22 protein-coding genes are annotated in these 23,912 nt (G+C 45.8%); 13 read left to right on the plus strand and 9 right to left on the minus strand.

Annotated elements, in window-relative coordinates; all coding sequences use genetic code 11:
* Positions 1–2: 2 nt before the first annotated feature.
* The gene (locus PV783_RS04455; RefSeq protein ID WP_420987250.1) at positions 3–1,016 is read right to left on the minus strand and encodes a fumarylacetoacetate hydrolase family protein; all 1,014 of its coding nucleotides are present in this window, start codon (positions 1,014–1,016) and stop codon (positions 3–5) included.
* A gap of 120 nt (positions 1,017–1,136) precedes the next feature.
* Between PV783_RS04455 and PV783_RS04460 the strand changes: the two genes are divergently transcribed.
* Both PV783_RS04460 and PV783_RS04465 read left to right on the plus strand, forming a co-directional pair.
* Positions 1,137–2,384 (plus strand): serine hydrolase, encoded by a 1,248-nt coding sequence (locus PV783_RS04460; RefSeq protein ID WP_336387777.1) that lies wholly within the window; start codon positions 1,137–1,139, stop codon positions 2,382–2,384.
* A gap of 189 nt (positions 2,385–2,573) precedes the next feature.
* Complete coding sequence (locus tag PV783_RS04465; protein ID WP_079471745.1) at positions 2,574–3,230, plus strand: sterol desaturase family protein; 657 nt, start codon at positions 2,574–2,576, stop codon at positions 3,228–3,230.
* Positions 3,231–3,273: 43 nt separating this feature from the next.
* Here the strand turns inward: PV783_RS04465 and PV783_RS04470 are convergent, their stop codons facing one another.
* The 6 genes from PV783_RS04470 to PV783_RS04495 all read right to left on the minus strand — a co-directional run bounded on the left by PV783_RS04470 (position 3,274) and on the right by PV783_RS04495 (position 8,306).
* Positions 3,274–3,618: a hypothetical protein gene (locus tag PV783_RS04470; protein ID WP_079471746.1), complete on the minus strand. Its 345-nt coding sequence runs from the start codon at positions 3,616–3,618 to the stop codon at positions 3,274–3,276.
* Positions 3,618–4,559 (minus strand): DUF6263 family protein, encoded by a 942-nt coding sequence (locus tag PV783_RS04475; RefSeq protein WP_420987251.1) that lies wholly within the window; start codon positions 4,557–4,559, stop codon positions 3,618–3,620. Before PV783_RS04475 ends, PV783_RS04470 begins: the two co-directional genes overlap by 1 nt.
* Positions 4,560–4,576: 17 nt before the next feature.
* Positions 4,577–5,350, minus strand: a complete 774-nt coding sequence (locus PV783_RS04480) for a TIGR02757 family protein (protein ID WP_111577076.1) — start codon at positions 5,348–5,350, stop codon at positions 4,577–4,579.
* 143 nt (positions 5,351–5,493) lie between these two features.
* Positions 5,494–6,633, minus strand: a complete 1,140-nt coding sequence (locus PV783_RS04485) for a cystathionine gamma-synthase (RefSeq protein ID WP_420987252.1) — start codon at positions 6,631–6,633, stop codon at positions 5,494–5,496.
* A 379-nt stretch (positions 6,634–7,012) separates the two neighbouring features.
* A complete protein-coding gene (locus PV783_RS04490; RefSeq protein ID WP_336387779.1) occupies positions 7,013–7,609 on the minus strand; it encodes a DUF2911 domain-containing protein in 597 nt (198 codons plus the stop codon).
* A 97-nt stretch (positions 7,610–7,706) separates the two neighbouring features.
* A complete protein-coding gene (locus PV783_RS04495; protein WP_420987253.1) occupies positions 7,707–8,306 on the minus strand; it encodes an ACP phosphodiesterase in 600 nt (199 codons plus the stop codon).
* A 302-nt stretch (positions 8,307–8,608) separates the two neighbouring features.
* Here PV783_RS04495 and PV783_RS04500 point away from each other — a divergent pair, with 302 nt between their 5' ends.
* Both PV783_RS04500 and PV783_RS04505 read left to right on the plus strand, forming a co-directional pair.
* Complete coding sequence (locus PV783_RS04500) at positions 8,609–9,061, plus strand: hypothetical protein (protein WP_079469912.1); 453 nt, start codon at positions 8,609–8,611, stop codon at positions 9,059–9,061.
* A gap of 152 nt (positions 9,062–9,213) precedes the next feature.
* The gene (locus tag PV783_RS04505; RefSeq protein ID WP_079469911.1) at positions 9,214–10,188 is read left to right on the plus strand and encodes a deoxyhypusine synthase family protein; all 975 of its coding nucleotides are present in this window, start codon (positions 9,214–9,216) and stop codon (positions 10,186–10,188) included.
* A gap of 65 nt (positions 10,189–10,253) precedes the next feature.
* Here the strand turns inward: PV783_RS04505 and hemW are convergent, their stop codons facing one another.
* Entirely contained in the window at positions 10,254–11,381 is a 1,128-nt protein-coding gene (gene hemW / locus PV783_RS04510) for a radical SAM family heme chaperone HemW (RefSeq protein WP_420987254.1), read from the minus strand.
* 217 nt (positions 11,382–11,598) lie between these two features.
* Between hemW and PV783_RS04515 the strand changes: the two genes are divergently transcribed.
* The 9 genes from PV783_RS04515 (at position 11,599) to PV783_RS04555 (ending at position 22,089) form a co-directional block, all read left to right on the plus strand.
* Positions 11,599–12,651 (plus strand): DUF4271 domain-containing protein, encoded by a 1,053-nt coding sequence (locus PV783_RS04515; RefSeq protein ID WP_420987255.1) that lies wholly within the window; start codon positions 11,599–11,601, stop codon positions 12,649–12,651.
* A gap of 35 nt (positions 12,652–12,686) precedes the next feature.
* The gene (locus PV783_RS04520; protein WP_079469908.1) at positions 12,687–13,478 is read left to right on the plus strand and encodes a uroporphyrinogen-III synthase; all 792 of its coding nucleotides are present in this window, start codon (positions 12,687–12,689) and stop codon (positions 13,476–13,478) included.
* Positions 13,479–13,652: 174 nt separating this feature from the next.
* On the plus strand, positions 13,653–15,698 hold the full coding sequence (locus PV783_RS04525; protein ID WP_420987256.1) for a thioredoxin domain-containing protein: 2,046 nt from the start codon (positions 13,653–13,655) through the stop codon (positions 15,696–15,698).
* Positions 15,699–15,969: 271 nt separating this feature from the next.
* A complete protein-coding gene (locus PV783_RS04530; protein ID WP_227024431.1) occupies positions 15,970–17,253 on the plus strand; it encodes an SUMF1/EgtB/PvdO family nonheme iron enzyme in 1,284 nt (427 codons plus the stop codon).
* Positions 17,254–17,399: 146 nt separating this feature from the next.
* A complete protein-coding gene (gene gldL, locus PV783_RS04535; protein WP_420987257.1) occupies positions 17,400–18,137 on the plus strand; it encodes a gliding motility protein GldL in 738 nt (245 codons plus the stop codon).
* Between the two features lie 55 nt (positions 18,138–18,192).
* Complete coding sequence (gene gldM / locus PV783_RS04540) at positions 18,193–19,731, plus strand: gliding motility protein GldM (RefSeq protein WP_079469905.1); 1,539 nt, start codon at positions 18,193–18,195, stop codon at positions 19,729–19,731.
* Between the two features lie 21 nt (positions 19,732–19,752).
* Entirely contained in the window at positions 19,753–20,778 is a 1,026-nt protein-coding gene (gene gldN / locus PV783_RS04545) for a gliding motility protein GldN (RefSeq protein WP_079469904.1), read from the plus strand.
* A gap of 75 nt (positions 20,779–20,853) precedes the next feature.
* Positions 20,854–21,429 carry a Crp/Fnr family transcriptional regulator gene (locus PV783_RS04550; RefSeq protein ID WP_420987258.1) on the plus strand — a complete coding sequence of 192 codons (576 nt, stop codon included), beginning with the start codon at positions 20,854–20,856 and terminating at the stop codon, positions 21,427–21,429.
* Between the two features lie 66 nt (positions 21,430–21,495).
* The gene (locus PV783_RS04555) at positions 21,496–22,089 is read left to right on the plus strand and encodes a DinB family protein (RefSeq protein ID WP_420987259.1); all 594 of its coding nucleotides are present in this window, start codon (positions 21,496–21,498) and stop codon (positions 22,087–22,089) included.
* Between the two features lie 9 nt (positions 22,090–22,098).
* Here the strand turns inward: PV783_RS04555 and uvrC are convergent, their stop codons facing one another.
* Entirely contained in the window at positions 22,099–23,910 is a 1,812-nt protein-coding gene (uvrC, locus tag PV783_RS04560) for an excinuclease ABC subunit UvrC (protein WP_079469902.1), read from the minus strand.
* Positions 23,911–23,912 lie beyond the last annotated feature (2 nt).

The following is a 23,912-nucleotide window of genomic DNA, read 5'->3' on the forward strand; positions in this document are numbered from 1 at the left end:
GGTTATGCTTTTTTCTTAAGGGCCAGCAGGGAGAAGTCTGTATCTTCTTTTACAATAGTATTGGATAAGGAGCCTAAGCCGGTTACTTCCATTTCCACTACATCGCCGGGTTGCAGCCATTGTTCGGTGTAGTCCGGATCATTCAGTTTGCCGGTACCGTTCAGTTCCAGGAAGCAGCCGGTGCCCACGGTGCCGCTGCCAATAATATCGCCGGGCAGAATGTTTACGCCATAGGCGCAACGTTCCACAATTTCAGCAAAGGTCCAGTCCATATCGCCCATATTGCCTTCGCTTACAGGGATGCCGTTTACCTTGCAGGTCATTTTCAGGTTGAAGTTATTGCCGGTATGTCCGTCTTTCGCGGGTACTTTCAAGGGTTCCAGTTCATCGGCAGTAACCAGCATGGGCCCTACTACGGTGCTGAAATCCTTGCCTTTGGCGGGACCCAGGTTAAGCAGCATTTCCTCCATCTGGAGGGTACGTGCGCTCATGTCGTTCATGATCATGTATCCGCCGATATAATCGTCTGCTTCCGCGGCGGTGATGTTACGGCCTGCCTTACAGATTACGATGGCCACTTCCAGTTCAAAATCCAGTTTTTCGAAATGGTCGGGCATACATACAATTTCGCCGGGGCCCTGGATTGCGTTATGATTGGTAAAATAGAAAATCGGGTATTGGTCGAACTCCGGGATCATGGGCACCTTGCGGTTGCGGCGTGCCGCGGCAACGTGCTGCCGGAAAGCATATCCGTCCCTGCAGGAAGTGGGGAAAGGTACGGGCGACAGCAGCTGTACGCTGTTTACGGGAATACCGATAGCAGAGCTGGGGTTTTTGCCTTCTTTCAGCAGTGCGTCTGCACGTTTGGCGATGTCTATCACATCTTCCCACATCATCAGGAACATGCCCATATTATTGGGCAGATCCGGGTATAGTTCCTGCGTATTGTATAACAGTCCGTCCACCAGGATGGCCAGTTGATCTGTTTCTTCTCTTAAATAACTTACTAGTTTCATGGTTTGGTAATTGTTCTGGTTGTATGAAGGATCAAATATAAGAATGGCGGTTAAAAGCGTTGGCTATTTTTTTGTGTGCTGCCGGCGAATTACTTTATATTTATAAACAGAACCACCAATATGCGTTGCTGTTTGCTGCTACTCCTGATGTATGGCCAAATATTCGTTGTGCAGGCACAACCCCGCACAGATACGCTGCTGAAAAACCTGCTGGACCGTGAGGCGCCTCCGGCTCTCCGGCATGTACTGCAATACCCTGATTCGTTCCGCTGCCAGCTTATTTATACGCAAATTGACCGGGATGCCCATAACAGACCTCATTTTAAGAGCTATTACCTGGAAGTGGATGGCAATAAATATTTCAATCCTGCCAGTACGGTGAAGCTGCCCATTGCTTTGCTGGCGCTGGAAAAGATGCATGAATTGCGGGCTCCCGGCCTTCACAGGAATACGCCTATGCTTACGGATAGCGCCTGGCAGGGGCAGGTGACCGTGCACACAGATAGTTCTGCCAGTAATTTGTTGCCATCGGTGGAGCACTATATCAAAAAAATATTTCTTGTCAGTGATAACGATGCCTATAACCGGTTGTATGAATTTGTAGGTCAGCAAACCATTCACGAAAAGTTATGGGCAAAAGGGTATAAAGATGTACGCATTGTGCGCCGGTTTATGCCGCTTACCGAAGAAGAAAACCGCCACACCAACCCTGTGCGTTTTGTGGATAACGGGAAGCTGGTATACGAGCAGCCGGCTGCATATGATACCCTGACCTTTGATTACAGCCGGAAGGTAACGCTGGGGCATGGTTACCTGGATAAGAACGACAGGCTGGTATTAATGCCGATGGACTTTACCAAACATAACAACCTGCCGCTTACAGATTTACAACAGATGCTGCAGTCGGTGTTATTTCCTGCCAGTGTGCCGGCGTCACAGCGGTTTGATATTTCGGAAGATGATTACCGTTTTTTATATCGTTATATGTCGCAATATCCGTCCGAAACTTTGTGGCCGAAGTACGACACTGCGGAGTATTACGACAGTTTCACAAAATTCTTTTTTTTCAAGGCCGGTAAAAAGAACATTCCGCCGTATATACGTGTATTTAATAAAGCTGGCTGGTCTTACGGTTTCCTTACTGATGTGGCCTATATCGTTGACTTTAAGAACCAGGTGGAGTTTATGCTTACAGGGAATATTTATGTAAACAGGGATGGTATTTTGAATGATGATAAATACGAATATGAGGAGGATGGACACCCCTTTTTTAAAGAAGTGGGGGAAATAATTTACAGGTATGAATTACAACGCAGGCGGAAGTATAAACCTGACCTGCATAATTTTAAGATAAACTATAAAGATTGACAGAGGGGATAAATATTATTTATAGCCTTATAGAGTAGTATAGTGAGCGAAATAATGCATGAACGTTGTATTTTTGCGTTCGATAACGACAGACATCTTCAAAATGCGCATCATTTTTGAGACGGCTGCCAGGGTAGATAAGGAAGGTTTTATTCATATCCCGTAACTGCACTCTAAAATTTGGGAGTTATGAAGTTTGAAAAGATTAAGAACAAAGGACAGGCAAGATTATTTGAGAGCCAGTATCTTGAGATGCTTACCAAAACGCATCCATTGGTGATCTGGGGGCTATATTTGCCCATTATTGGCTACATGCTTTACTATAGCCACAATACCCTCGGCTTTACACCCGGTTCAGTAGCAGGTATATTCGTTGGGGCCATGTTATTCTGGTCATTTTTTGAGTATATCATGCACCGGTTTTTGTTTCACTTTGCGAGCGACAGCCCCAGGGTGCAACGCTTTATTTATGTAATGCATGGTAACCACCATGAGTACCCGAGAGACAAGCAGCGTTTATTTATGCCTCCGGTGCCAAGCCTGATACTCGCGTCCGCCATTTTTGGTGTGCAATATATCTTCCTGCGTGAAATCACGTTTATGTTTTTCCCCGGCTTTATCCTGGGGTACTTGATCTATGGCAGCATGCACTATGCCATTCATGCGTGGAACCCGCCTTTACGGTTTATGAAGCCGTTGTGGCGTAACCATCACCTCCATCATTATAAAAGTGAGGACAAAGGTTTTGGCGTAAGTTCTTCCGTATGGGATCATGTATTCGGAACTTTCTTTGACCTGGAAAAGGAAAAGGAAGACAAGGAAAAAGTGAAGGAACTGACATTTTAAATTAAAGAAGAAGGGGTGACGCTTAGTATCACCCCTTCTTCTTTTACCATCTTTCTTCATCATCGGGCAGGTCGTTTTGTTTGTATGTGGCCCGGGAAGTAATCTTTTGCAGTTGTCTTTCTATAATGAGTGCCGCAATGGGCTTGTAAGGGTCTTCCCCTGTAGCGGCGGCATCTTCCAGTATTCCTTTTACTTTTTTTTCCGCTACATCTGTGCGGTAAAGCAGGAATATAAACCGGGAGAAGTTTTCGCTGATCAGTTGCTGCAGTTTCTCCGCCAGTATTTCTTCCAGTAGTTCATAGCTAACATTCACGGGTACACTTATTTCGAAGTTGTCCCGCGTCCAGGCCGCTGTTTCCTGGAGATATTGCGCTGGCTGTGCGGTCATTATTTCATTTGTTTTATCTTGTAGGAGGCATTGGTAACTACTTTCACCGGTACTTTCAGGTCGTGCTTTATACGTTTTGCTTTATCGGCTTTGTAGGTGTAGTTACCGGACATATCGGTATTTTGTACACAGATGCTGGGTAAGCCGCTGCTGCGGTTAATCAGGTAATTGGAAGAGGTGGTACCACTGATTTCTGCGGTAGCTTTGATGCCATCATCCAGGGTGAGCATCTGTACTTTATCGGTATTGATTTTTGAAGTACCGCCGATTTTTGCAGTTTGTGTGTCCCATGTCTGCAGATTCCAGTAGAGGTCTATCCGGCCTACCAGGCCACCGCGCAGCGGAACATTTTCCTCCCACTGTGTACCGGTTTTAATACCATGTGCGGGGTACATAATCAGCAGTTGTTCCAGCCAGCTCTGGAAAGCATCTGTTCCGAACTGGTCTTTCATCAGTTTCCTGTAGGCTTCCTGTTCATCTTTTTTAAGGGTGCTGAAAGCGCCGGCGGCATTGTCCAGGATAGTTTCCAGTCCGTCTACCTTATTAATGATCCCGGTGGTTTGTATTTCCACGGTAAAGGGTTGGTCCAGCACTTTTTTCAGTCCTGCCTGGAAGGGTTCTTCCTGTTTGGTGACCTTTGCATCTACAAAGATGTTCTGATTTTTAGCATTGAAATTGAATTTCAGATCTTTGTAACGGAAAGTAAGGATGGTTTTGCCTGGTTCCACGGAAGTTACCTCCATAGTAATGATATTGTTGTAATCGCGGGTAGTTCTTTGTACAATTTCATTCACCGTCATATAGGTTTCGCTCCTGCTTTTCTGTTCCAGTTCAAATAGCTCTCCTTTGTTGAAGGTATAGTTCAGGGCTACATATTCCTGTGCTTTAACGGATAAAGACAGTGTTACTACCATTGCAATCAGTCCCAGGATTCTTTTCATTATCATTTTTTATTTTATCAGACATATTTTTCGATCACCCCGAGGCCAAACAAGGCGAAATCATATTTGGCAGGATCGTCAGGATCCAGTTTCTTCAACTGGTGTGTAAGGGCGGTGGCTGTTTTCCAGTCGGCCTTTGGCTCGGCAATGATTCCCAGCCTGGTGGCCACTCTGCTCACGTGTACATCCATCGGGCATACCAGTTGCGAAGGTGATATGTGCTGCCAGAGCCCAAAATCCACGCCATTTTCGTCATTTCTCACCATCCAGCGCAAATACATATTCAATCGCTTGCAGGCAGAGTTCTTTGCCGGTGTGGCGATGTGCTTAACTGTTCTTTCCGGGTGTTCCAGTGCAAAAAACACTTTCCGGAATCCGATCAGTGCTTTTTCCACATTTTCATCCTGCGGGGTGATGTGGGCACTGAAGGCAAATTCCAGCGATGTTACATTGGTGTAATAATGCTGGAGGAACTCTACAAAATACAGCAGATCCAGGCCGTTGAAAGTACGGTGGCAGAAGGAAAGTAATTTCATACGATCCCGCGGTTGGTGATGACGGATAAAATCGTACGGCGAATCATCCATCATTTTCATTAGTTCCGTGCATTTATTGATAATACTGGTACGGTTTCCCCATGCCAGTATAGCTGCAAAAAGGCCGGCGATTTCGATATCCTGCAATACAGTGAACCGGTGTGGTATGCTAATAGGATCATTAGCTATAAAGTCCGGGTGATTATAGTATGCTGCCTTGGCATCTAAAAACTCCCTTAGTTTCTGGATCTTCATAAGTTTAATCACGTGTATTACCACAAGCCTTTTTACACCGGAATCTTCAATTCAGATATAAAGAGGCTCTGGACATGGTTAGGATAAATATTTACGCTCCCGGTAAAGATAATTTTTACCGCATAAGAATTAAAATCTATTACTCACCCGATGGCTTTTGCGAGGTCTTCAGTGAGGTCATCTGCGTCTTCAATACCCACGCTTAGCCGGATCAGGGAGTCTGCGAGTCCGTTCTTTATTCTGTCTGCGCGTGGAATGGAGGCGTGTGTCATGCTGGCGGGATGGCCTATCAGCGACTCTACCCCTCCCAGCGATTCTGCCAGGGCAAATAAATGTGTGTTGCTCAGGATCCGGTTTGCTGACTCTATGCTATCATCTTTTAATGTAAAGGACATCATACCTCCGAAGCCTCTCATCTGTTGTTTGGCAATATCATGATTTGGATGGTCTGTAAATCCGGGCCAGTATACTTTATCCACTCTGGGGTGGTTGCGGAGGAAATTGGCTACTATTACGCCGTTTTCACAATGGCGTTGCATGCGTACGTGTAAGGTTTTGATACCGCGGAGCACCAGGAAGCAATCCTGCGGACCGGGAACAGCGCCGCAGCTGTTCTGGATAAAATACAGCTGTTTGGCGAGGTCTTCATTTTTTACAATCACGACGCCGTGAACTACATCGCTGTGGCCTCCAAGGTATTTGGTGGCCGAATGCAGCACGATATCAGCGCCCAGGTCCAGCGGATTCTGGAGGTAAGGCGATGCAAAGGTATTATCTACACAAAGTATCACTTCACTTTTACGGGCTATCGTTGCACAGGCCGCAATATCTATGATTTTTAAAAGCGGGTTGGTAGGTGTTTCCAGCCATATCATCCGGGTTTTGGGGGTAATATGGGCTTCTATGTTCCGGGCATCAGACATGTCGATGAAATTGAACCGGATACCGTATCGTTCAAACACTTTGGTAAAGATCCGGTAGGTGCCGCCGTAAAGGTCGTTGGTGGCAATTACCTCGTCGCCGGGGCTCAGGAGTTTCATGACTGCGTCTGTAGCTGCCAGTCCGCTGCCGAAAGAAATGCCATGCGTACCGTTTTCAATGGCTGCCAATGCGTTCTGAAGGGCGTCGCGGGTAGGATTCTGCGTCCGGGCGTATTCATAGCCCTTATGCACCCCTGGCGCACTTTGTACATAGGTAGATGTTTGAAAGATCGGCGTCATAATAGCGCCGGTAGACGGATCGGGAGCTACACCTGCGTGTATGAGTTTAGTACCCAGCTTCATGTCTTAAATAGTTTAGAATGATCAATTTCTGATGGTTTCCAAATATACTCCAGTTTTTGCGATTGGAGATTGGCCAATTGATGAAGGGCAAACTTGTCCATTTTAGCATATATTAAAATATGATCGCATAAAATTCGACGCTTACGAACATTTTTATATCGTTCACCAATTAGGTACTAACGGATATGGATAAACCGGCTAAATTCGTTTCAGGTTTTTCATAGGATATGGTTAAAATTCTTAAGGCGGTATTCTTACCGCTTTTTCTTTTTACAGCAACCACTGTGTAAACAGTTTTCGTATAAACGTTACCGGGGCGGAGCAAAAGCAGGAGAACACTGCTTTTACCCCGCCCCGGCGGCATTTTATAATGTAAGGTTTATTTCTTTTTTGGAACAGCGGAACCCTCGTACCATTTAATAGGGAGGCTTACGCTTACTTTATCCCAGGCGATAATGAGATTGGCGCCCGGATCTCCTTTTTCAAACACCATCGTAAATGCTTCTACAGGCGTATCCAGCGACAATACCGGGAGGGCAGTTCTTACCACATCCTTTTTCTGATCATATTTGAAAGCTCCCCATACGTCGGTGTCTTTGTTCAGAATGATGGTCCAGGTTTTTTCTGTTGGAATGGCGTAGAGGGTATAACGTCCTTTCGGGATGTTTTTACCGGCGATGATCACGGGCCGGAAGAACTCTATTTCTGTGGCCTCGTTGGCGCCCAGTCGCCATATTTTACCGTATTCTTCCAGGTTCCCGAAGATATCCCTTCCTTTGGTTTGCGGGCGGCTGTAAATTACTCTGGCTACCAGTGTTCCGGGTTCGCCTTTTACTTTTACAACATAGGGATACATTACAGGGTAATACGCCATATCCATCGGGCTGGCATCAAGTGGAGGTAGTTTTTTATCCTGTGCAGCAGCGCTTAAGCTGATTAAACCTGCTACAAAGGCAAAAAGGAGAACTTTTTTCATCATCCTGGAAAGCTTTATTTCTTTTATAGATTATTGGCGGCAAACCTACTTTTTTTTAAGGAATCTGAAAAGCGTAGTTCTCTCATTTAACAAGCCGTTAGCGGTTTTCGGTTTGTAACAGTTCTTCCACATAAGTTTGCAGCTCAGGGAAGAAATCCTGGTAACATTCTTTCAGGGCGGCATAGTGTTCCATAAACACAGCAAATACAATGTTGCCATCGGTTTCCAGGTACCTGGCCCGGCGGGCTACTCCCCTGATGGATTTGGAAATTCCTTCTGTAGTATGGTAGTTATAGAGCCAGTTGTACGCCTGCATATGTTCAAACATCTGCAAAAAAGCCGGCGGCAGCTGGTCTGCGCGCTGGTTAATCTCACTATAAACGTAACGGGCAAACGAATACAGGGAATCGTTTGTAAAGCGCTCGGGGTCAATGGCCAGGAAATGATCATATACCAGGTCCGTGAACACGCCGCTGTATAATCCGCAGGACGGCCTGAAAAATTGTTTAGCCCTGCCCGTTACCGGATGTTGGTCAGTAAAGTTGTCGATAGCCCGGTGTATCCGGATGCCCTGCTGGATGCCTTCTGTATAGATAGCCATGTTTTTCCGGCCCTTTACAAAATCTGCAATGAGGTTACCGGTGATCAGTTCCGGTTGGCGGAAAGACAAGTAAGCATGGGCCAGGTGATTCATCATCTCAAGATACACATTTATGCGGCAATTGGCAGTGGCCGGTCAACCGCTGAAAAACCTTATCCATTTTAACAATTTCTTAACTCTCGCCCAAGCAACATTGGCAGGTTGGCACCAACAAACAGGCTATGGCTGGTCTGTATGGCCGTATGTCCGCCACCGGTCAGGCGGACGTTCATTAACGGATAGCCCAACTAATCATGTGCCCCCATCAGTAAAGTATGCCTTGACCACTGGGCACTTCCGGGTGTAGCTTTGACTTATCAAAACAAAAAAAATTACAATCACCATAAATTTTTTCCGCCATGAAAAAACTTATTTTATTAGTCAGCGCAGCGCTCGTGTTAAGTGCCAATGTGCTTTTCGCAAGCCCTTATGAAACTACTGTTAACAACAAGATCAACAGTACTTTCCATGATTCTTTCAACGGTGCTACCGATGTAAAGTGGTACACGGACGATAACAAAACCTTTACCGCCAAGTTTACCATGAGTAACACCAAGGTGACTGCCTTCTTCAAGGAAGATGGTACCCTGCTGGCTACTTCCCGGTACCTGCAGGCAGAACAGCTGCCACTGAAAGTACTCAGCAAACTGAATAAAAAGTATCCTAACACAAGCATTTACTGCGTAGTGGAATATGCGTCTTCAGATAATGTAGTATATTTTGTAACGCTGGAAAGTACTGATACCTGGACTGTCATCAAAACCGATACAGACGCCAATATGAAAGTATACAGCCGTTTGAAAAAAGCTTAGTTTTAGTAGTGTTAAAAATACAAGGCCCGGGGCATTTACCCTGGGCCTTTTTGTTTTATCCCCACGCCCTTGCCCCTGCAAAAATTATCTTAACTTTGCCACCTGTTAAGGCTTTATTAGCCAGACTGTTAATGTATAAATGATTAAATGACATGAATAAGGGACCTGTTTCTCAATTTATCCAGCACCATTACCGCCACTTTAATGCAGCCGCATTGGTGGATGCTGCCAAAGGATATGAAACACATTTACTGGAAGGTGGTAAAATGATGGTGACGTTGGCCGGTGCGATGAGTACGGCTGAACTGGGCATTTCTTTCGCGGAAATGATCCGTCAGGGTAAAGTGGATATCATTTCCTGCACAGGCGCCAACCTGGAAGAGGATATCATGAACCTGGTAGCGCATACACATTATAAGAGAGTACCTAACTACCGTGATCTGAGCCCGCAGGAAGAATGGGATCTGCTGGAGCAGGGCTTTAACCGCGTTACGGATACCTGTATCCCGGAAGAAGAAGCTTTCCGCCGCATTCAGAAACATATCTACAAAATATGGAAAGATGCTGAAGAAGCCGGTGAGCGCTATTTCCCGCACGAATTCATGTACAAGCTCCTGCTGAGCGGTGTGATGAAAGAACACTACGAAATTGATCCAAAGAACAGCTGGATGATTGCAGCTGCCGAAAGAAATATTCCTATCATCGTTCCGGGATGGGAAGACAGTACAATGGGTAACATCTTTGCTTCCTACTGCATTAAGGGCGACCTGAAAACGTCTACCATGAAAAGCGGTATTGAATACATGATCTACCTGTCTGAATGGTACCGCAACAATTCCGCTGGCAAAGGCGTTGGCTTCTTCCAGATTGGTGGCGGTATTGCGGGCGACTTCCCGATTTGTGTGGTACCAATGATGTACCAGGATCTGGAATGGACAGATGTACCTTTCTGGGGTTATTTCTGCCAGATATCCGACTCTACTACTTCTTATGGTTCGTACTCCGGTGCTGTGCCTAATGAGAAAATTACCTGGGGTAAGCTGGATATCAATACTCCTAAGTTTATCGTAGAATCAGATGCTACTATTGTGGCGCCGCTGATGTTTGCATATATCCTGGGATGGTAATTAACATTAACTGTGTTTATATAGAAGAGCAGCGGGGATATTACCTCCGCTGCTCTTTTTATTTTTTATAAGATGAATAACTCGCCGGCTATTCCGTCTGCGAACAAGCGACCGGCTTTTGTTAACCGTAATGCTTCCCCTACCCGCTCTATGCGGCCCATTTTAATATACGGTTCACTGTGCGCCAGTAAATGAATGGTATGATCGGTTCCGAACTTCTCTGCTACCCATTCCAGGTTGCATCCCGCGGAGGTCCGGAGGGACGTCATGATGTATTCGTTGAACTGCATCGCTGTAGTGAGTGACTCTATCTCAAAAGGAACCGTACCTGCCGCAATGCTTTTTATGTATTGGGCGTTGTTGGCGACGTTCCATTGCCGTGATGTGCCGTTAAACGAGTGGGCCGACGGGCCAAGCCCGAGATAGGGTTTGCCCTGCCAATAGCTGCTGTTATGCCGGGAATGCCACCCCGGTAAAGCGAAATTGGAGATTTCGTAATGTTCGTAGCCGGCGGCTCCCAGCCATTCCATCAGCATTTCAAAATGCTGTGCTGCTTTGTCCGGGTCGGTGGCGGCCATTTTCTTTTTCTTTATAAAGTGATCCAGCGCCGTTCCCGGTTCTACGGTGAGCGCATAGCACGATAAATGCGGAACGCCCAGTGCAATAGCCTGCTTCACATTTTGTTCCCAGCCTTCATTGGTGAGCGTGGGCCCTCCGTAAATAAGGTCGATGGTGATATTCTGAAACCCGAGGTCCTGCGCCTGTTTGATACAATCCAGTGCCTGCCGGCTGTTGTGTGCGCGGTTCATCCAGGTGAGGTCTTCTTCATGGAACGACTGTACGCCTATGCTCAGGCGGTTGATGCCAGCGGCTTTCAGCTGCACCAGTTTTTCGGCCGTAAGGTCGTCGGGGTTGGCCTCCAGGGTAATTTCCGCATCCTCTGCTACCGCAAACGTGGCGCGCAGGTGCGACAGGAGAGCAGTGAGTTCCTGCTCCTTCAGCAGGCTGGGAGTACCGCCGCCAAAGTAAATGGTATGTACCGGCTCCTGTGCGAGGTAATCTTTTTGCAGGGCGATTTCCTGCACAATGCTATTCACCATTGCCTCCTGCTGCAACAGCGAGGTGGAAAAGTGAAAATTGCAGTAGTAGCAGGCCTGCTTGCAAAAAGGAATATGTAAATAAATTCCGGCCATAACGTTTTATGATTGTTTACCCGTATTGGCCGCAAAGATACCTTCTTCCCTTTACTACACTCCGGTCAACTATGGACTATTTTAATATCTTTGCGATATCATAATTACGTTTCCTTTTTGTTATGTGGGCAGGACGTTGTTAATTGCCGTTGATTCCTTTGTGTGGGAAACGGGTTATTGAAAAACCGATTTAAAGTCATTGCAAAATATTTTCCTGGTGCGAAACTGGTTACTGCTGTTATTCATTTTAGGTTATTTGCCCGTTTTGGCACAAACAACAGATTCCGCCGCGGTACGGCCGGCAGTAAAGAAAAAGCCGGTGATTACCCGTACAGCTGCAGATTCATCGCGCCCGAAGGCGCGTACCGCTCCTGTTAAGAGAGACAGCACCAGGGCTGCTTTACCGGCTGTTGCGCGGGTGAAAAAGGATACTACAAAGCTATTGAAGGACACGGCAAATCTGAAAACAGATAGCCTGGCATTGGCAGCTGTACCTAAAGTAAAGCCGGTATCGGCATATGATCTTTACCTGAAGAAGATATCGCAGGAAAACGTCTTCCTGAAACCCGGCAAACCGCGGTTTGCCGATACCAACCCGATAAGGCCCTACCGTAATATGGACTGGCTCATTTACCTGATGGCGGGGGTATTGCTGGTGCTGAGCGTGATCCGGCTGGCTTACCGGAAATATTTCTCGGATCTGTTCCGTGCATTTCTGAATCCTACTTTGAGCCAGCGGCAGTTAAAGGACCAGTTGTCGCAATCGCCTTTCCCTAACATGTTGCTGAATATTTTCTTTGCTATTGCGCTGGGGCTGTATTTTTACCTGGTGCTGTACCGTCAGCAGGTATTTCCACAGGCGGAGCCCTGGTTGCTGATACCTGGTTTAATAGTGATGGTGGCCGTGGTGTATGGTTTTAAATATATTATGTTGCGTTTCTGCGGCTGGTTATTCGGGAATTCTGAGCTGGCGGATGCTTATATTTTCATTCTTTACCTGATCAACAAGATTTTGGGGGTGTTACTGGTGCCGTTCCTGGTGATAATTGCCTTCTGTAAGCCCGAAATAGCCCGTACTTTCCTATATATATCCTTGTTTTTTATTGTATTACTCATTATCTACAGGTATATTAGATCTTATTCACTGGTTAGGCAGTACCTATCTTTCAGTAAATTGCATTTTTTTCTTTACCTTTGCGCATTCGAAGTAGCGCCTGTTTTAATATTAACCAAGGTGCTGCAGAATATCTGGTTAACTGGTAATCCCTGATTATCGCCTATTGTTAACACAAGAGCAAAAAACGTATGATAAAAGGCGGGCCAAAAAAAGATTTGCAAGGAAAACAAATTCAGTCAATCCTAATTTCTCAACCTAAGCCTGAAACAGAAAAGTCACCCTACTTTGATCTGGCCAGGAAATTCAATATAAAATTGGATTTTTATCCGTTCATAAGGGTGGAAGGTTTGCCAGCGAAGGAGTTCAGAAAACAGAAAATCGACATTCTCAGCTTTACGGCGGTGATTTTCACCAGTCGTAACTCGGTAGACCACTTTTTCCGGATTTGTGAGGAAATGAAGATTAAGGTGTCACAGGACTGCAAATACTTTTGTATTACGGAAGCAGTTGCGTTGTATCTGCAGAAATTCATTCTCTATCGAAAGCGGAAGGTATTTTATGGAGCAGACGGTTCTACCAAAGGAGTGCTGGAGGTAATGAACAAACACCGGGACAATGAGAAATTCCTTTTCCCGAGTTCCGATAGCCAGAAGAAAGATATTGAAGAATGGCTGAAAGCAAACAAGTGCGACTATGCTACCGCTACCCTTTACAAAACCGTTTCTACAGATGTAAAGGAAGTATTGGCTGCTACTGCTTATGACATGATCGTGTTTTTCAGTCCCTCCGGCGTGAAATCGCTGTTTGAGAATATGCCTGAATTTGTGCAGAACGGGACGCATATCGGCGCCTTCGGCCCTACTACTTCCGCTGCTGTGGAAGAAGCAGGGTTAAGACTCGATGTAAAGGCACCACTTCCACAGGCGCCTTCTATGGCAGCTGCGCTGGAGCAGTACCTGACTACATTAATAAAGAAATAAGCAATTTTTCTGCGATAAAACTGGGCAGGGATGGCATTACGCCATCCCTGTTTTTTTGCTGCTATGGCGGTGCAGGGGCCGTTTTCAAAATATTTCTTTGTAATCCTGAAAAAATAAATTTCTTTGTAGAAGAAATAGAAGATCAATCATTATTTATCGCGTAGGGGGGAATCCATGAATAAGCTTATCAGTGAAACCAGTCCATATCTGCTGCAGCATGCGCATAATCCTGTAAACTGGTATCCGTGGGGAGAAGAGGCGCTGCAACGTGCGTTGCAGGAGGATAAACCTATATTGGTAAGTATCGGATATGCCGCCTGTCACTGGTGCCATGTAATGGAGCGGGAAAGTTTTGAGCAGGAAGCTACGGCGGCCATCATGAATGAACACTTCATAAATATTAAGATAGACCGGGAGGAAAGGCCCGATCTGGATCATATTTACATGGATGCTGTACAGGCTATGACCGGCGCTGGTGGCTGGCCGCTGAACGTTTTTCTTACGCCGGATAAAAAACCTTTTTACGGGGGTACTTATTTCCCCCCGGTGAAGGCATACAGCCGCCCTTCCTGGACGGATGTATTACTGTCACTCGCCGATGCGTTCAAGCATAAGCGGGAAGAGATTGAATCACAGGCAGATAACCTGGTGCAGCATATACAGCAGTCGGCCCAGATTGGGCAGCAGCCTGGTTTGCACCTCAATATTCCCTTTGAAGAATTATTTACCAAAGCGCAGTGTGATACTATCTGCGAAAATATACTGAAGCAGGCCGACACCCGCTGGGGTGGTTTTGGGCGGGCGCCGAAGTTCCCGCAAACCTTTACCATTGCCTACCTGCTGAGGTATCATCATGCGTATCAGCATCCCGGAGCGCTGCAACAGGCGTTGTTGTCGCTCGATAAAATGTTGCAGGGCGGCCTTTATGATCAGCTGGGAGGCGGTTTTGCCCGTTATTCCACTGATGAAAAATGGCTGGCGCCTCATTTTGAGAAGATGCTGTATGATAATGCCCTCCTCCTTGATGTGTTGTGCGATGCTTACCAGCTGACACACAACGGGGTATACGCCCAAACGATCAGGGATACAATGGACTTTATTACCCGTGAAATGACTGCTCCCGAAGGCGGTTTTTATGCGGCCCTGGACGCGGATTCCGAAGGCGTGGAAGGGAAGTTTTATACCTGGAGCAAAGCGGAGATCCATCATATCCTGGGGGAACAGGCGAAGCCTTTCTGCGAGTATTATGATGTAACGGATCATGGTAACTGGGAGGAACAGAATATTTTATGGGTACAGCAGCCACTGCTGGCCTTTGCGGCGGAGAAGGGATACGATGCGGATATTTTCGGGGCTATGTTAAAGGGTTGCCGGGAAAAACTGCTGGCAGTAAGGGCTAACCGTATCCGGCCGGGGCTGGACGATAAGATCCTGCTGGGATGGAATGCCATGATGGTACATGCCTGCTGTAAAGCTTATGCGGCATTGGGTGTACCGGCTTACAGGGAGATGGCAGTCCGTAATATGGATTTCTGTATGGCAAATTTCCGCCAGGAAGCCGCTGGTAGCGCATTTTATCATACGTGGAAACAGGACCAGGCAAAGTATCCGGCGTTCCTGGATGATTATGCGTGTTTGATCCGCGCGCTGATAGCGTTGCAGGAAATTACCGGCGACACACAGTATTTATACGAGGCGCGTGATATTACTGCGTTTGTGATAGCTCATTTCAGTGATGAAGCGGGGCAGTTTTTTTATTATACCATTGAAGGTCAGAACGATGTGATTGTACGGAAGAAGGAGATCTACGACGGGGCGGTGCCCAGTGGAAATGCGGTAATGATGCAGAACCTTTGGTACCTTTCTGTTGTTTTTGATCAGAAGGAATGGGCAAACCGTTGTGTGGAAGCCGTTTCCAGCCTGTCGCAAACGATAGTCAGATACCCTACTTCCTTTGGCGTGTGGGCGAGCCAGTTATTACAACTGGTAAAGGGTACCCCCGAACTGGCCATTGTTGGAAAAGATTTCAGGGAAAGAATGAATGAAGCGGGAAAATGGTTTATCCCGTACAGGGTTCTTGTCGGCGCAGAAAAAAATATTCCGGCAATTCCGCTGCTGACCGAACGGGAGCGGGAAAATGACACTTTGGTGTATTTATGTAAAGATTATCATTGCATTAAGCCCGTACATTATATAGAAGAAATTATTAATTTAATATAATAATTATGTAACTTGCCGTTTGTAAGGGAGGCTATTGATTCAATAAATGTTATTACGTTTATATAATAAAATGTTAAAAGGCGCGTTTAAACTAGTTACAGAACGGATATAAGGCGAATTGAAAAAGTTGGATAAAAAGTCACTACGGATTAAAATTAATTATTACATTTGCTATCTTTCATATAAACAAAGCGGGTGAAAAAATGAGAAATGTGTTCCCTTGTATACAGGCAAATCACACCAGGCTGGTTAATAGAAAAAACATATTCTGATGAAAGCTACCCTTATGAAGCTTAACTATGTAAAAGGTCTGTTGGCAGTTTTGCTGGTTTCCCTGCTGGCCAGCTGTGGCGGTAGTAAAACCCCTAAAAATGCGCAAGGGCAATTGATCGGCGTAAGTCCGAGACCGAAGTACTCTCCCCCTGTACCGTATGGGATGGTATACGTACCAGCCGGAACTTTTCACATGGGTCCCAGTGATGAGGACGTAAACTATGCATACACTGCGCGTAACAAGTCGATTTCTATTTCCGGCTTCTATATGGATGCTACGGAAATTACGAATAACGAGTACCGTCAGTTTGTGAATTGGGTACAGGACTCTATTGCACACATTTTGCTGGGTCATGTAAAATCTGATGACGGTCATGATGTAATTGACTGGAAGCAGAAGATTGTCTGGAAAGACAAAGCGACCATTGAGAAGCTGGATGCGATGGTGTATACCGAAGCAGACCGGTTATATGGCCGTAAGGATATTGACGTGGGTAAACTGATTTACCACCAGGAAACCTTTAACTGGGATAAAGCAAAGCTGAGAGAGAATTTCGGCAAGCCGCGTTCTACGTTCATTGTAAAGAAAGACGTGCCCATTTATCCGGATACACTGTGCTGGATCAGGGATTTCTCATATGCCTACAACGAGCCAATGACACGTATGTACTTCTGGCATCCGGCGTTTGATAACTATCCGGTAGTAGGTGTAAACTGGCACCAGGCAACCGCTTTCTGCGAGTGGAGAAGTAAATTCTGGGAAGACTACCGCGCCAGCAAGAAGCTGTTTACGGAAGATAAATTCCAGTTACCTTCTGAAGCACAATGGGAATATGCTGCACGTGGTGGAAGAGAGCAAACGCCTTATCCGTGGGGTGGTTACTACATCCGTAACAAAAAGGGATGTTTGCTGGCCAACTTCAAACCAGGCCGTGGTAATTATCCGGAAGATGGCGGTTTTTACACAGTTCGCGCAGATGCTTACTGGCCTAATGATTATGGTTTATATAATATGTCCGGCAACGTTGCAGAATGGACAGCAGATATCTTTTACGAAAATGCCTATTCTTTCACATCAGATATGAACCCATATCTGAGAATGGATGTACCGGATGATGCACCATTAAAGATGAAGCGTAAAGCAATCAGGGGCGGTTCATGGAAAGACGTAGGATATTTCCTTCAAACAGGTACCAGAACATATGAGTATCAGGACAGTTCGAAATCCTATGTTGGTTTCAGATGTACCATTGCCCTGAGCAGACGAGTAAAGCACAGATAGGATAATTAAAATCAGTAATAGCCTGTATTTATTAACACCAAAGAAACCTTTGTAGTATGTACACTATTATGAGTAAATCAGTGAGAATTAACTATTCCATACAGACTTTAACTAACATTTTAACCAGTAAATTTTAACCTATGGCTATGAATCCTAACAAAGCTAAATGGCTGAACTTTTTCGTATGTATTGCGGCTTCCGTGGTAATCGTAGGAGCATTGTTCAAATTACAGCACTGGCGCGGAGCTGACATCGCTCTGATCCTGGGTCTGAGTGTTGAAGCGCTCATCTTTTTCGTTTACGCTTTTGTACCTGATACCGGTGCACACACTGAAGGCCAGGTGGTAGCGGTAGCAGGAAGTCCAGCTGTAGCCGGCCTGGACAAAATGCTCCAGGAAGCAGACATCACACCTGCTAACCTGCAGCGCTTAAGCGAAAACTTCCAGAAACTGGGTACTACCGTTGACAAGATGAGAGACATCAGCGATGTAGTAGCTGCTACCGGAGATTACACACAGAAAACAAGAGAAGCTGCCAGCGCTATTGGTAATGTGGCAAATGCTTACACCACCGCTGCTGCTGCCGTATCTTCTTTCAACAGTGCATCAGAGTCTACTAAAGATTTCCATGTACAGATGCAGGGTATGACTAAAAATCTGGCTTCCCTCAATGCTATCTACGAACTGGAACTCCAGGACACCAACAACCACCTGAAAGCAATGAATTCATTCTACAGCAACCTGCAGAATGCTTCCAGTGCTATGAGTGGCAGCATTGAAGATGCCAAGAAAACACAGGAACAAATTTCCCTGCTCGCTAAAAACCTCAGCAACCTGAACTCAATTTATGGTAATATGCTGAGCGCTATGCACGGAGGAAGATAAGGTAACGCTAATAGTTTCTGAATTAACACATATCAATTAAATCTGAAAACAAACTATGGCACTACCTAAAGATCCTAGGCAGAAGATGATCAACATCATGTACCTGGTCTTGACGGCCATGCTGGCGTTGAACGTCTCTGCTGAAATATTGAACGCTTTTAGTATCGTAAATAATTCAATCAATACTTCAAATAAATCCTTAGCTGACAAGAATGACTTCATCTACAAACAATTTGATGCACAGATGAAGGATAATGCGGAAAAAACAGCACCTCTCAGAGCAAAAGCTCAACAGGTGAAACAAATATCCGCCAGCATGTATGACTATGTTGAATCTTTAAAGAAAACCATCATTACAGAAAGTGGCGGTTTTGATGAACATGGCGAAATCAAGGATAAAGCCGGCCTGGATGCTCCTACAAGGGTAATGGAGAATATGAAGAAAGGTCCTGAACTGGAAGCAAAACTGAAAGATTTACGTAACCAATTGCTCACTTTCGTTGATCCTAAAAAGAAAGATCAATTCGCAAAAACTTTACCACTGAAAATTGAAGTAGGTAAATCAAATGATGAACATGGCGGCGGTCCTAAATCATGGACTACCTACCATTTCAACATGGTGCCTACTATCGCTGCAGTAACCATCCTGGGTAAATTCCAGAATGATATCAAAAACTCTGAGTCTGCCATTATCGATGACCTGTTCCGTCAGATTGATGCGAATACTTTCAAATTCGATAAAGTAAGACCTTTTATCTCCCTGAATTCCAAAAACCTGATGGAAGGACAATCCTTAACTGCCAACATCGCAGTGGGTGCTTACAGCACTACGGTTAATCCGACTATTGTTGTAAATGGTACTACCATTGAAGCACATGAAGGTTTAGGAGTATATACTGTTCCTGTTTCCGGCATTGGTGAAAAAACACTTACCGGGTCTATTACCTTACCTAGCCCAACTGGTGGCGCTCCTGAATCCTATTCCTTTACCGAAACTTATAATGTAGGTGCTTCTGCTACCTCCATCTCCGCAGATAAAATGAACGTGCTGTATATCGGCCTGCAGAATCCTATCTCGATTTCTGCTGCGGGTGTACCTGCCGAACAGGTGTCTGCTTCTATATCAGGTGGTAATATGACCAAACGCGGTTCCGGCGAATACCTCGTAACTGTTAGCCAGCCAGGCAAAGCAGTGATTAACGTAGTCGCTAACATCGATGGTAAAACCAAATCACTCGGCCAGAAAGAATTCCGTGTAAAACGTGTTCCGGATCCGGTGTTGAAAGTGGGAGTTAATAAAGGCGGCAGCATGAAAGCAGCTGACTTTAAAGTACAGGGTGGCTTACGTGCCGACCTTGAAGATTTTGAATTTGAAGGCGTGAAATATGAAGTAATCGGTTACCGCGTAGGTATCTCTGCAAAAGGCAAAGAATACCAGGAAGGCGATGCTACTTCTGCTTATTTCCCAGGAAACGTAGCTGCATCCATCCGTTCACTGCGCCCAGGCGATGAGGTTTTCTTTGAAAACGTAAAAGTGAAAGGCCCGGATAATGTGGTTCGTTCCATGCCGAGTACTATATTTAAATTAAACTAACGGTCCATTAATTACTGAATTATGCGAGCAGTAATATTTAACAGAATTGGTTGGTGCACTCTTTTGCTGGTAATGCTGGCAACAGCTGCTGATGCGCAACGCCGCGGTGGTACAACACGCCGCAGAACTGCTACTACAGCAACACCACAGGATAGCGTAGTAAACCCGGCTACCGGGAATGCTGTAACGCCTCCTCCTCCTTCTTCTGCTCCTCCTGCTTCTCTGCGTACGGATGGGATATCAGCCCCGCTGGTAGACACTCCACGCAAATCACTGCGAGTGGATGGTGTGGTGGAAAGAAACCTTGCCAGAGAACGCACACCAATTGCCTACGACTACATCCGCGAGGATGACCGGTTCTGGGAAAAACGTGTATGGCAGGTAATCGATATCAGGGAAAAGATCAACCTCCCCTTCCAATACAACGTGGAAGATGAGTCTGGTACCAATCAGCTGTTCATCAATATTTTGCTCGACGCTATCAAGAATAAAGAAATCGAAGCTTTCAACGCTATCGACGACCGCTTTACCACTGTAATGCCCTACTCCGAAATACAAACTAAACTCGCAGGGGAAGAAAGAACCGTACGCAGTATAGATCCGGTAACCGGCGAAGAAAAAATGGTGACCACCCGCGACGACTTTGATGCACGTACCATTAAACAGTACAAAATAAAAGAAGTCTGGGTATTCGACAAAGAAGCTTCCGCCCTCAAGGTTCGCATACTGGGTATAGCTCCCATGGTATCCCGTATAAATGAAGATGGCAGCATTCGCGCATCCATTCCTTTATTCTGGGTGTATTATCCGGACTGCCGCGCTATCCTGGCCAAACACGATGTGTACAACCAGAATAACGATGCATCCACTATCAGCTGGGAAGACCTTTTTGAAATGCGCTTCTTTGGCAGCTACATAGTAAAGGAAAACAATACCTACAACCGCGAGATCAAAGACTACATTAAAGACGGTACCATGCGCCTCCTGGAAGGACAGGCCATTCACGACCGTATCTTTAATAAAGAGCAGGACCTCTGGCAGTACTAATCAAATAATGATCACCGATCAATACCGGGAAGGCAATCAGTTATGCTGATTGCCTTTCTTTTTTTATCTTTCCGTATGTCTCTCCAGCTGCTGCATAAAACCGTTTTCCAGATCATGGCCCTCCCGGATCCAGTATGGGAGGCACTGGCGGCCTGCTGGCATCCTATACAGTTTAAACGCAGGGAAGTGATGACCGCCGCCGGGGAAATAGAAAAGTATCTCTACTTCGTAACTGCCGGCGTACAGCGTGTATTTTCCCTTGAAGGCGACAAGGAGTCCACGCTGGTATTTACCTACACCGGCTCTTTCTCTGGCGTGCTCGATTCTTTCCAGCTCCAGCAACCGTCGCCCTGGTATCTGGAAACCCTCACACACAGCGAATTCCTGCGGATGTCATACACCGACTTTAACCGGCTTACCCTCGAATATCCCGTTATAGAAAGATGGGCCCGCCTCGGAACTGTTGCCGCAATGGCCGGCGTATTGGAAAGGAATAATGAATTACTGTCTTTCACTGCAGAACAGAAATTCAGGAAACTGCTTACCCGCAGCCCGCATGTGTTGCAGTTGATCCCACATAAATATCTCGCCTCCTACCTCGGGATCGACCCCGCTACTTTCAGCAAATTATTAAGTACCGTGAAACTATAAAATGTTGATCTGCACAAAGATTTTTTACCCATAACCCGCCTAGTTTTGTATTAAATCATACACAACATGAATCGTGTAAATAGTGATGAACTGCTGCAGGAATTGCGGAGAAAAAATGTGGCCCTGCAATACAAGGCAGAAAGCCGTTTCGGTGGACAACCAGATGCTGTTTTACAACATACACCCGGCCCTGGCCGGTGGAGTGCTGTACAGTGCCTGGAGCATCTGAATACTTATGGCCGGTTTTATTTGCCGGCCCTGGATCAGGCTATTACCCGTGGAGAACAGCGTAACAGCCGGCCTGCCCCCCTTTTCCGCAGCAGTTGGATCGGTGCCTGGTTTACTCGTCTCATGGAACCTGGAACAGATGGGAGTTTGCGTTCCCGCATGAAATCCCCCAAAGGACACCTGCCATCTGTTCAGCCGGATGTGGCAACTGTGCTGCAGGAGTTTATTCAACAACAGGAACGGATGGAAGATTTATTACTGCGCGCGGAGAAAGTAAATATCCAACAGCTGAAAGTACCTACTTCCTTGTCGCGTTTTATAAAATTATCTGCCGGCGATACATTTTGTTTTTTAACCGCACATATTCGCCGTCATATATTGCAGGCGGAACGGGCTATAGGCAGTATGCAGCAGGCAGAAAAGGCCGTATAGCCATTAATGTTATGCTTCTTCTTTATGGAAGTGATCCCAGATCAGTTTTGCTTTGGCGGCGCCTACTTCTTTTACCAGGTCTTCCTGTGTGAGCAGTTTGATTTTGGCTACAGAGCGGAATGTTTTCAATAGCTGTGTAGCCGTATTTTCACCGATGCCTTTAATGCTTTCCAGTTCATTTTTAAAGGTGCCTTTACTTCTCTTCTGACGGTGGAAGGTGATACCAAAACGGTGTACTTCATCACGCACCCGGCGGATGAGTTTCAGGCTTTCGCTGTTATAGGGCAGTTTGATACTTTCTGAATCTCCCGGGAAAAATATTTCTTCTTCATTTTTAGCAAGGCCCACTACGGTCATGCTGCCGATGAGGTTCAGCTCCCGGATGCTCTCCATAGCAGAGCCCAGCTGGCCTTTACCACCGTCGATGATCACCAGCTGAGGAAGGGGTTGTTGCTCTGCAAGCAGGCGGTTATACCGTCTGAAAACGACTTCCTTCATGGAAGCAAAGTCGTTGATCCCTTCCACCGTTTTAATATTGAAGTGCCGGTAATCTTTATTGGAGGCAACACCGTTTTTAAATACTACGCAGGCGGCTACCGGGTAACTACCCTGGAAGTTGGAGTTATCAAAGCACTCGATGTGTTCCGGTAGTACCGGCAGTTCCAGGTCGGCCTGCAATTGGTATAGCACCTGTTTCCGCTCCATGTCCGACTTACCTTCCAGGTGCAGGATCTTCTTACGGTATAATTCTTCTTTAAAATAATTCACATTCTTTTCAGATAATTCCAGCAGCTTCTTTTTATCGCCCCCTTTGGGAACAGTAACGGTAACATTGCTTTCCGGGTATACTAACGGAAACGGTACTACGATTTCCAGGTTGATACTTTTGAATACTTCCCGGAGGTAGGCAATAGCATAAGCCAGTACTTCCTCGTCGCTTTCTTCCAGTTGTTTTTCCAGCGTTACGGTTTTTGTATCCGCAATGGTGCCGTTCAGTATGCGTAGATAGTTTACATAGGCATGATTACCTTCGCTGATAATAGAAAACACATCCACATTCCCCATGCGGGTGTTTACGATGGTGGATTTGGCGGAATAATCTTCCAGGCTTTCTATTTTTTTCCGCATGATTTCCGCTTTCTCAAATTCCATCTTCGACACATGCTCCAGCATTTGTTCTTTGAACAGATTTACTACGGGGGTAAGATTACCTTTTAACACGTTCTTTACCTGCTGCAGTCCTTCACGGTAGTCTTCCTGTGTTTGCAGTCCTTCACAGGGGCCTTTGCAGTTCCCCAGGTGATATTCCAGGCATACTTTGAATTTTCCTTTCCGGATGTTTTCTTCTGACAGGTTCAGGTTACAGGTACGGAGGGGGATATTGTATTTGATCACATCCAGTATTTCCCTCACCCGGCCTACGGACGTGAATGGCCCCAGGTAGTCAGATCCATCTTTGATAATGTTGCGGGTGAAAAATACCCGCGGAAAAGACTCATGTTTGATAACAATGTAAGGATAGGTTTTATCATCCTTCAGATTGATATTATACCTGGGCTTGAATTGTTTGATGAGAGAATTTTCCAGTAGGAAAGCATCCTGCTCAGAGTCAACGATGGTGAACTCAATATGATGGATATGTTCAACCAGTTTGCGGGTTTTATAGTTGTCATGATTTTTTACAAAATAGGAACTTACCCTTTTGCGCAAACTTTTGGCTTTCCCTACATACAGGAGGGTGCCTGCTTCATCGTAGTATTTGTAGATACCGGCATCTCCCGGTATGGTATGTGATATTTGCTGAAACTCCGCTGCTGTCATGT

The organism is Chitinophaga sp. CC14 (assembly GCF_048957795.1).
In the GTDB taxonomy this organism is placed as follows: Bacteria; Bacteroidota; Bacteroidia; order Chitinophagales; family Chitinophagaceae; genus Chitinophaga; species Chitinophaga ginsengisegetis.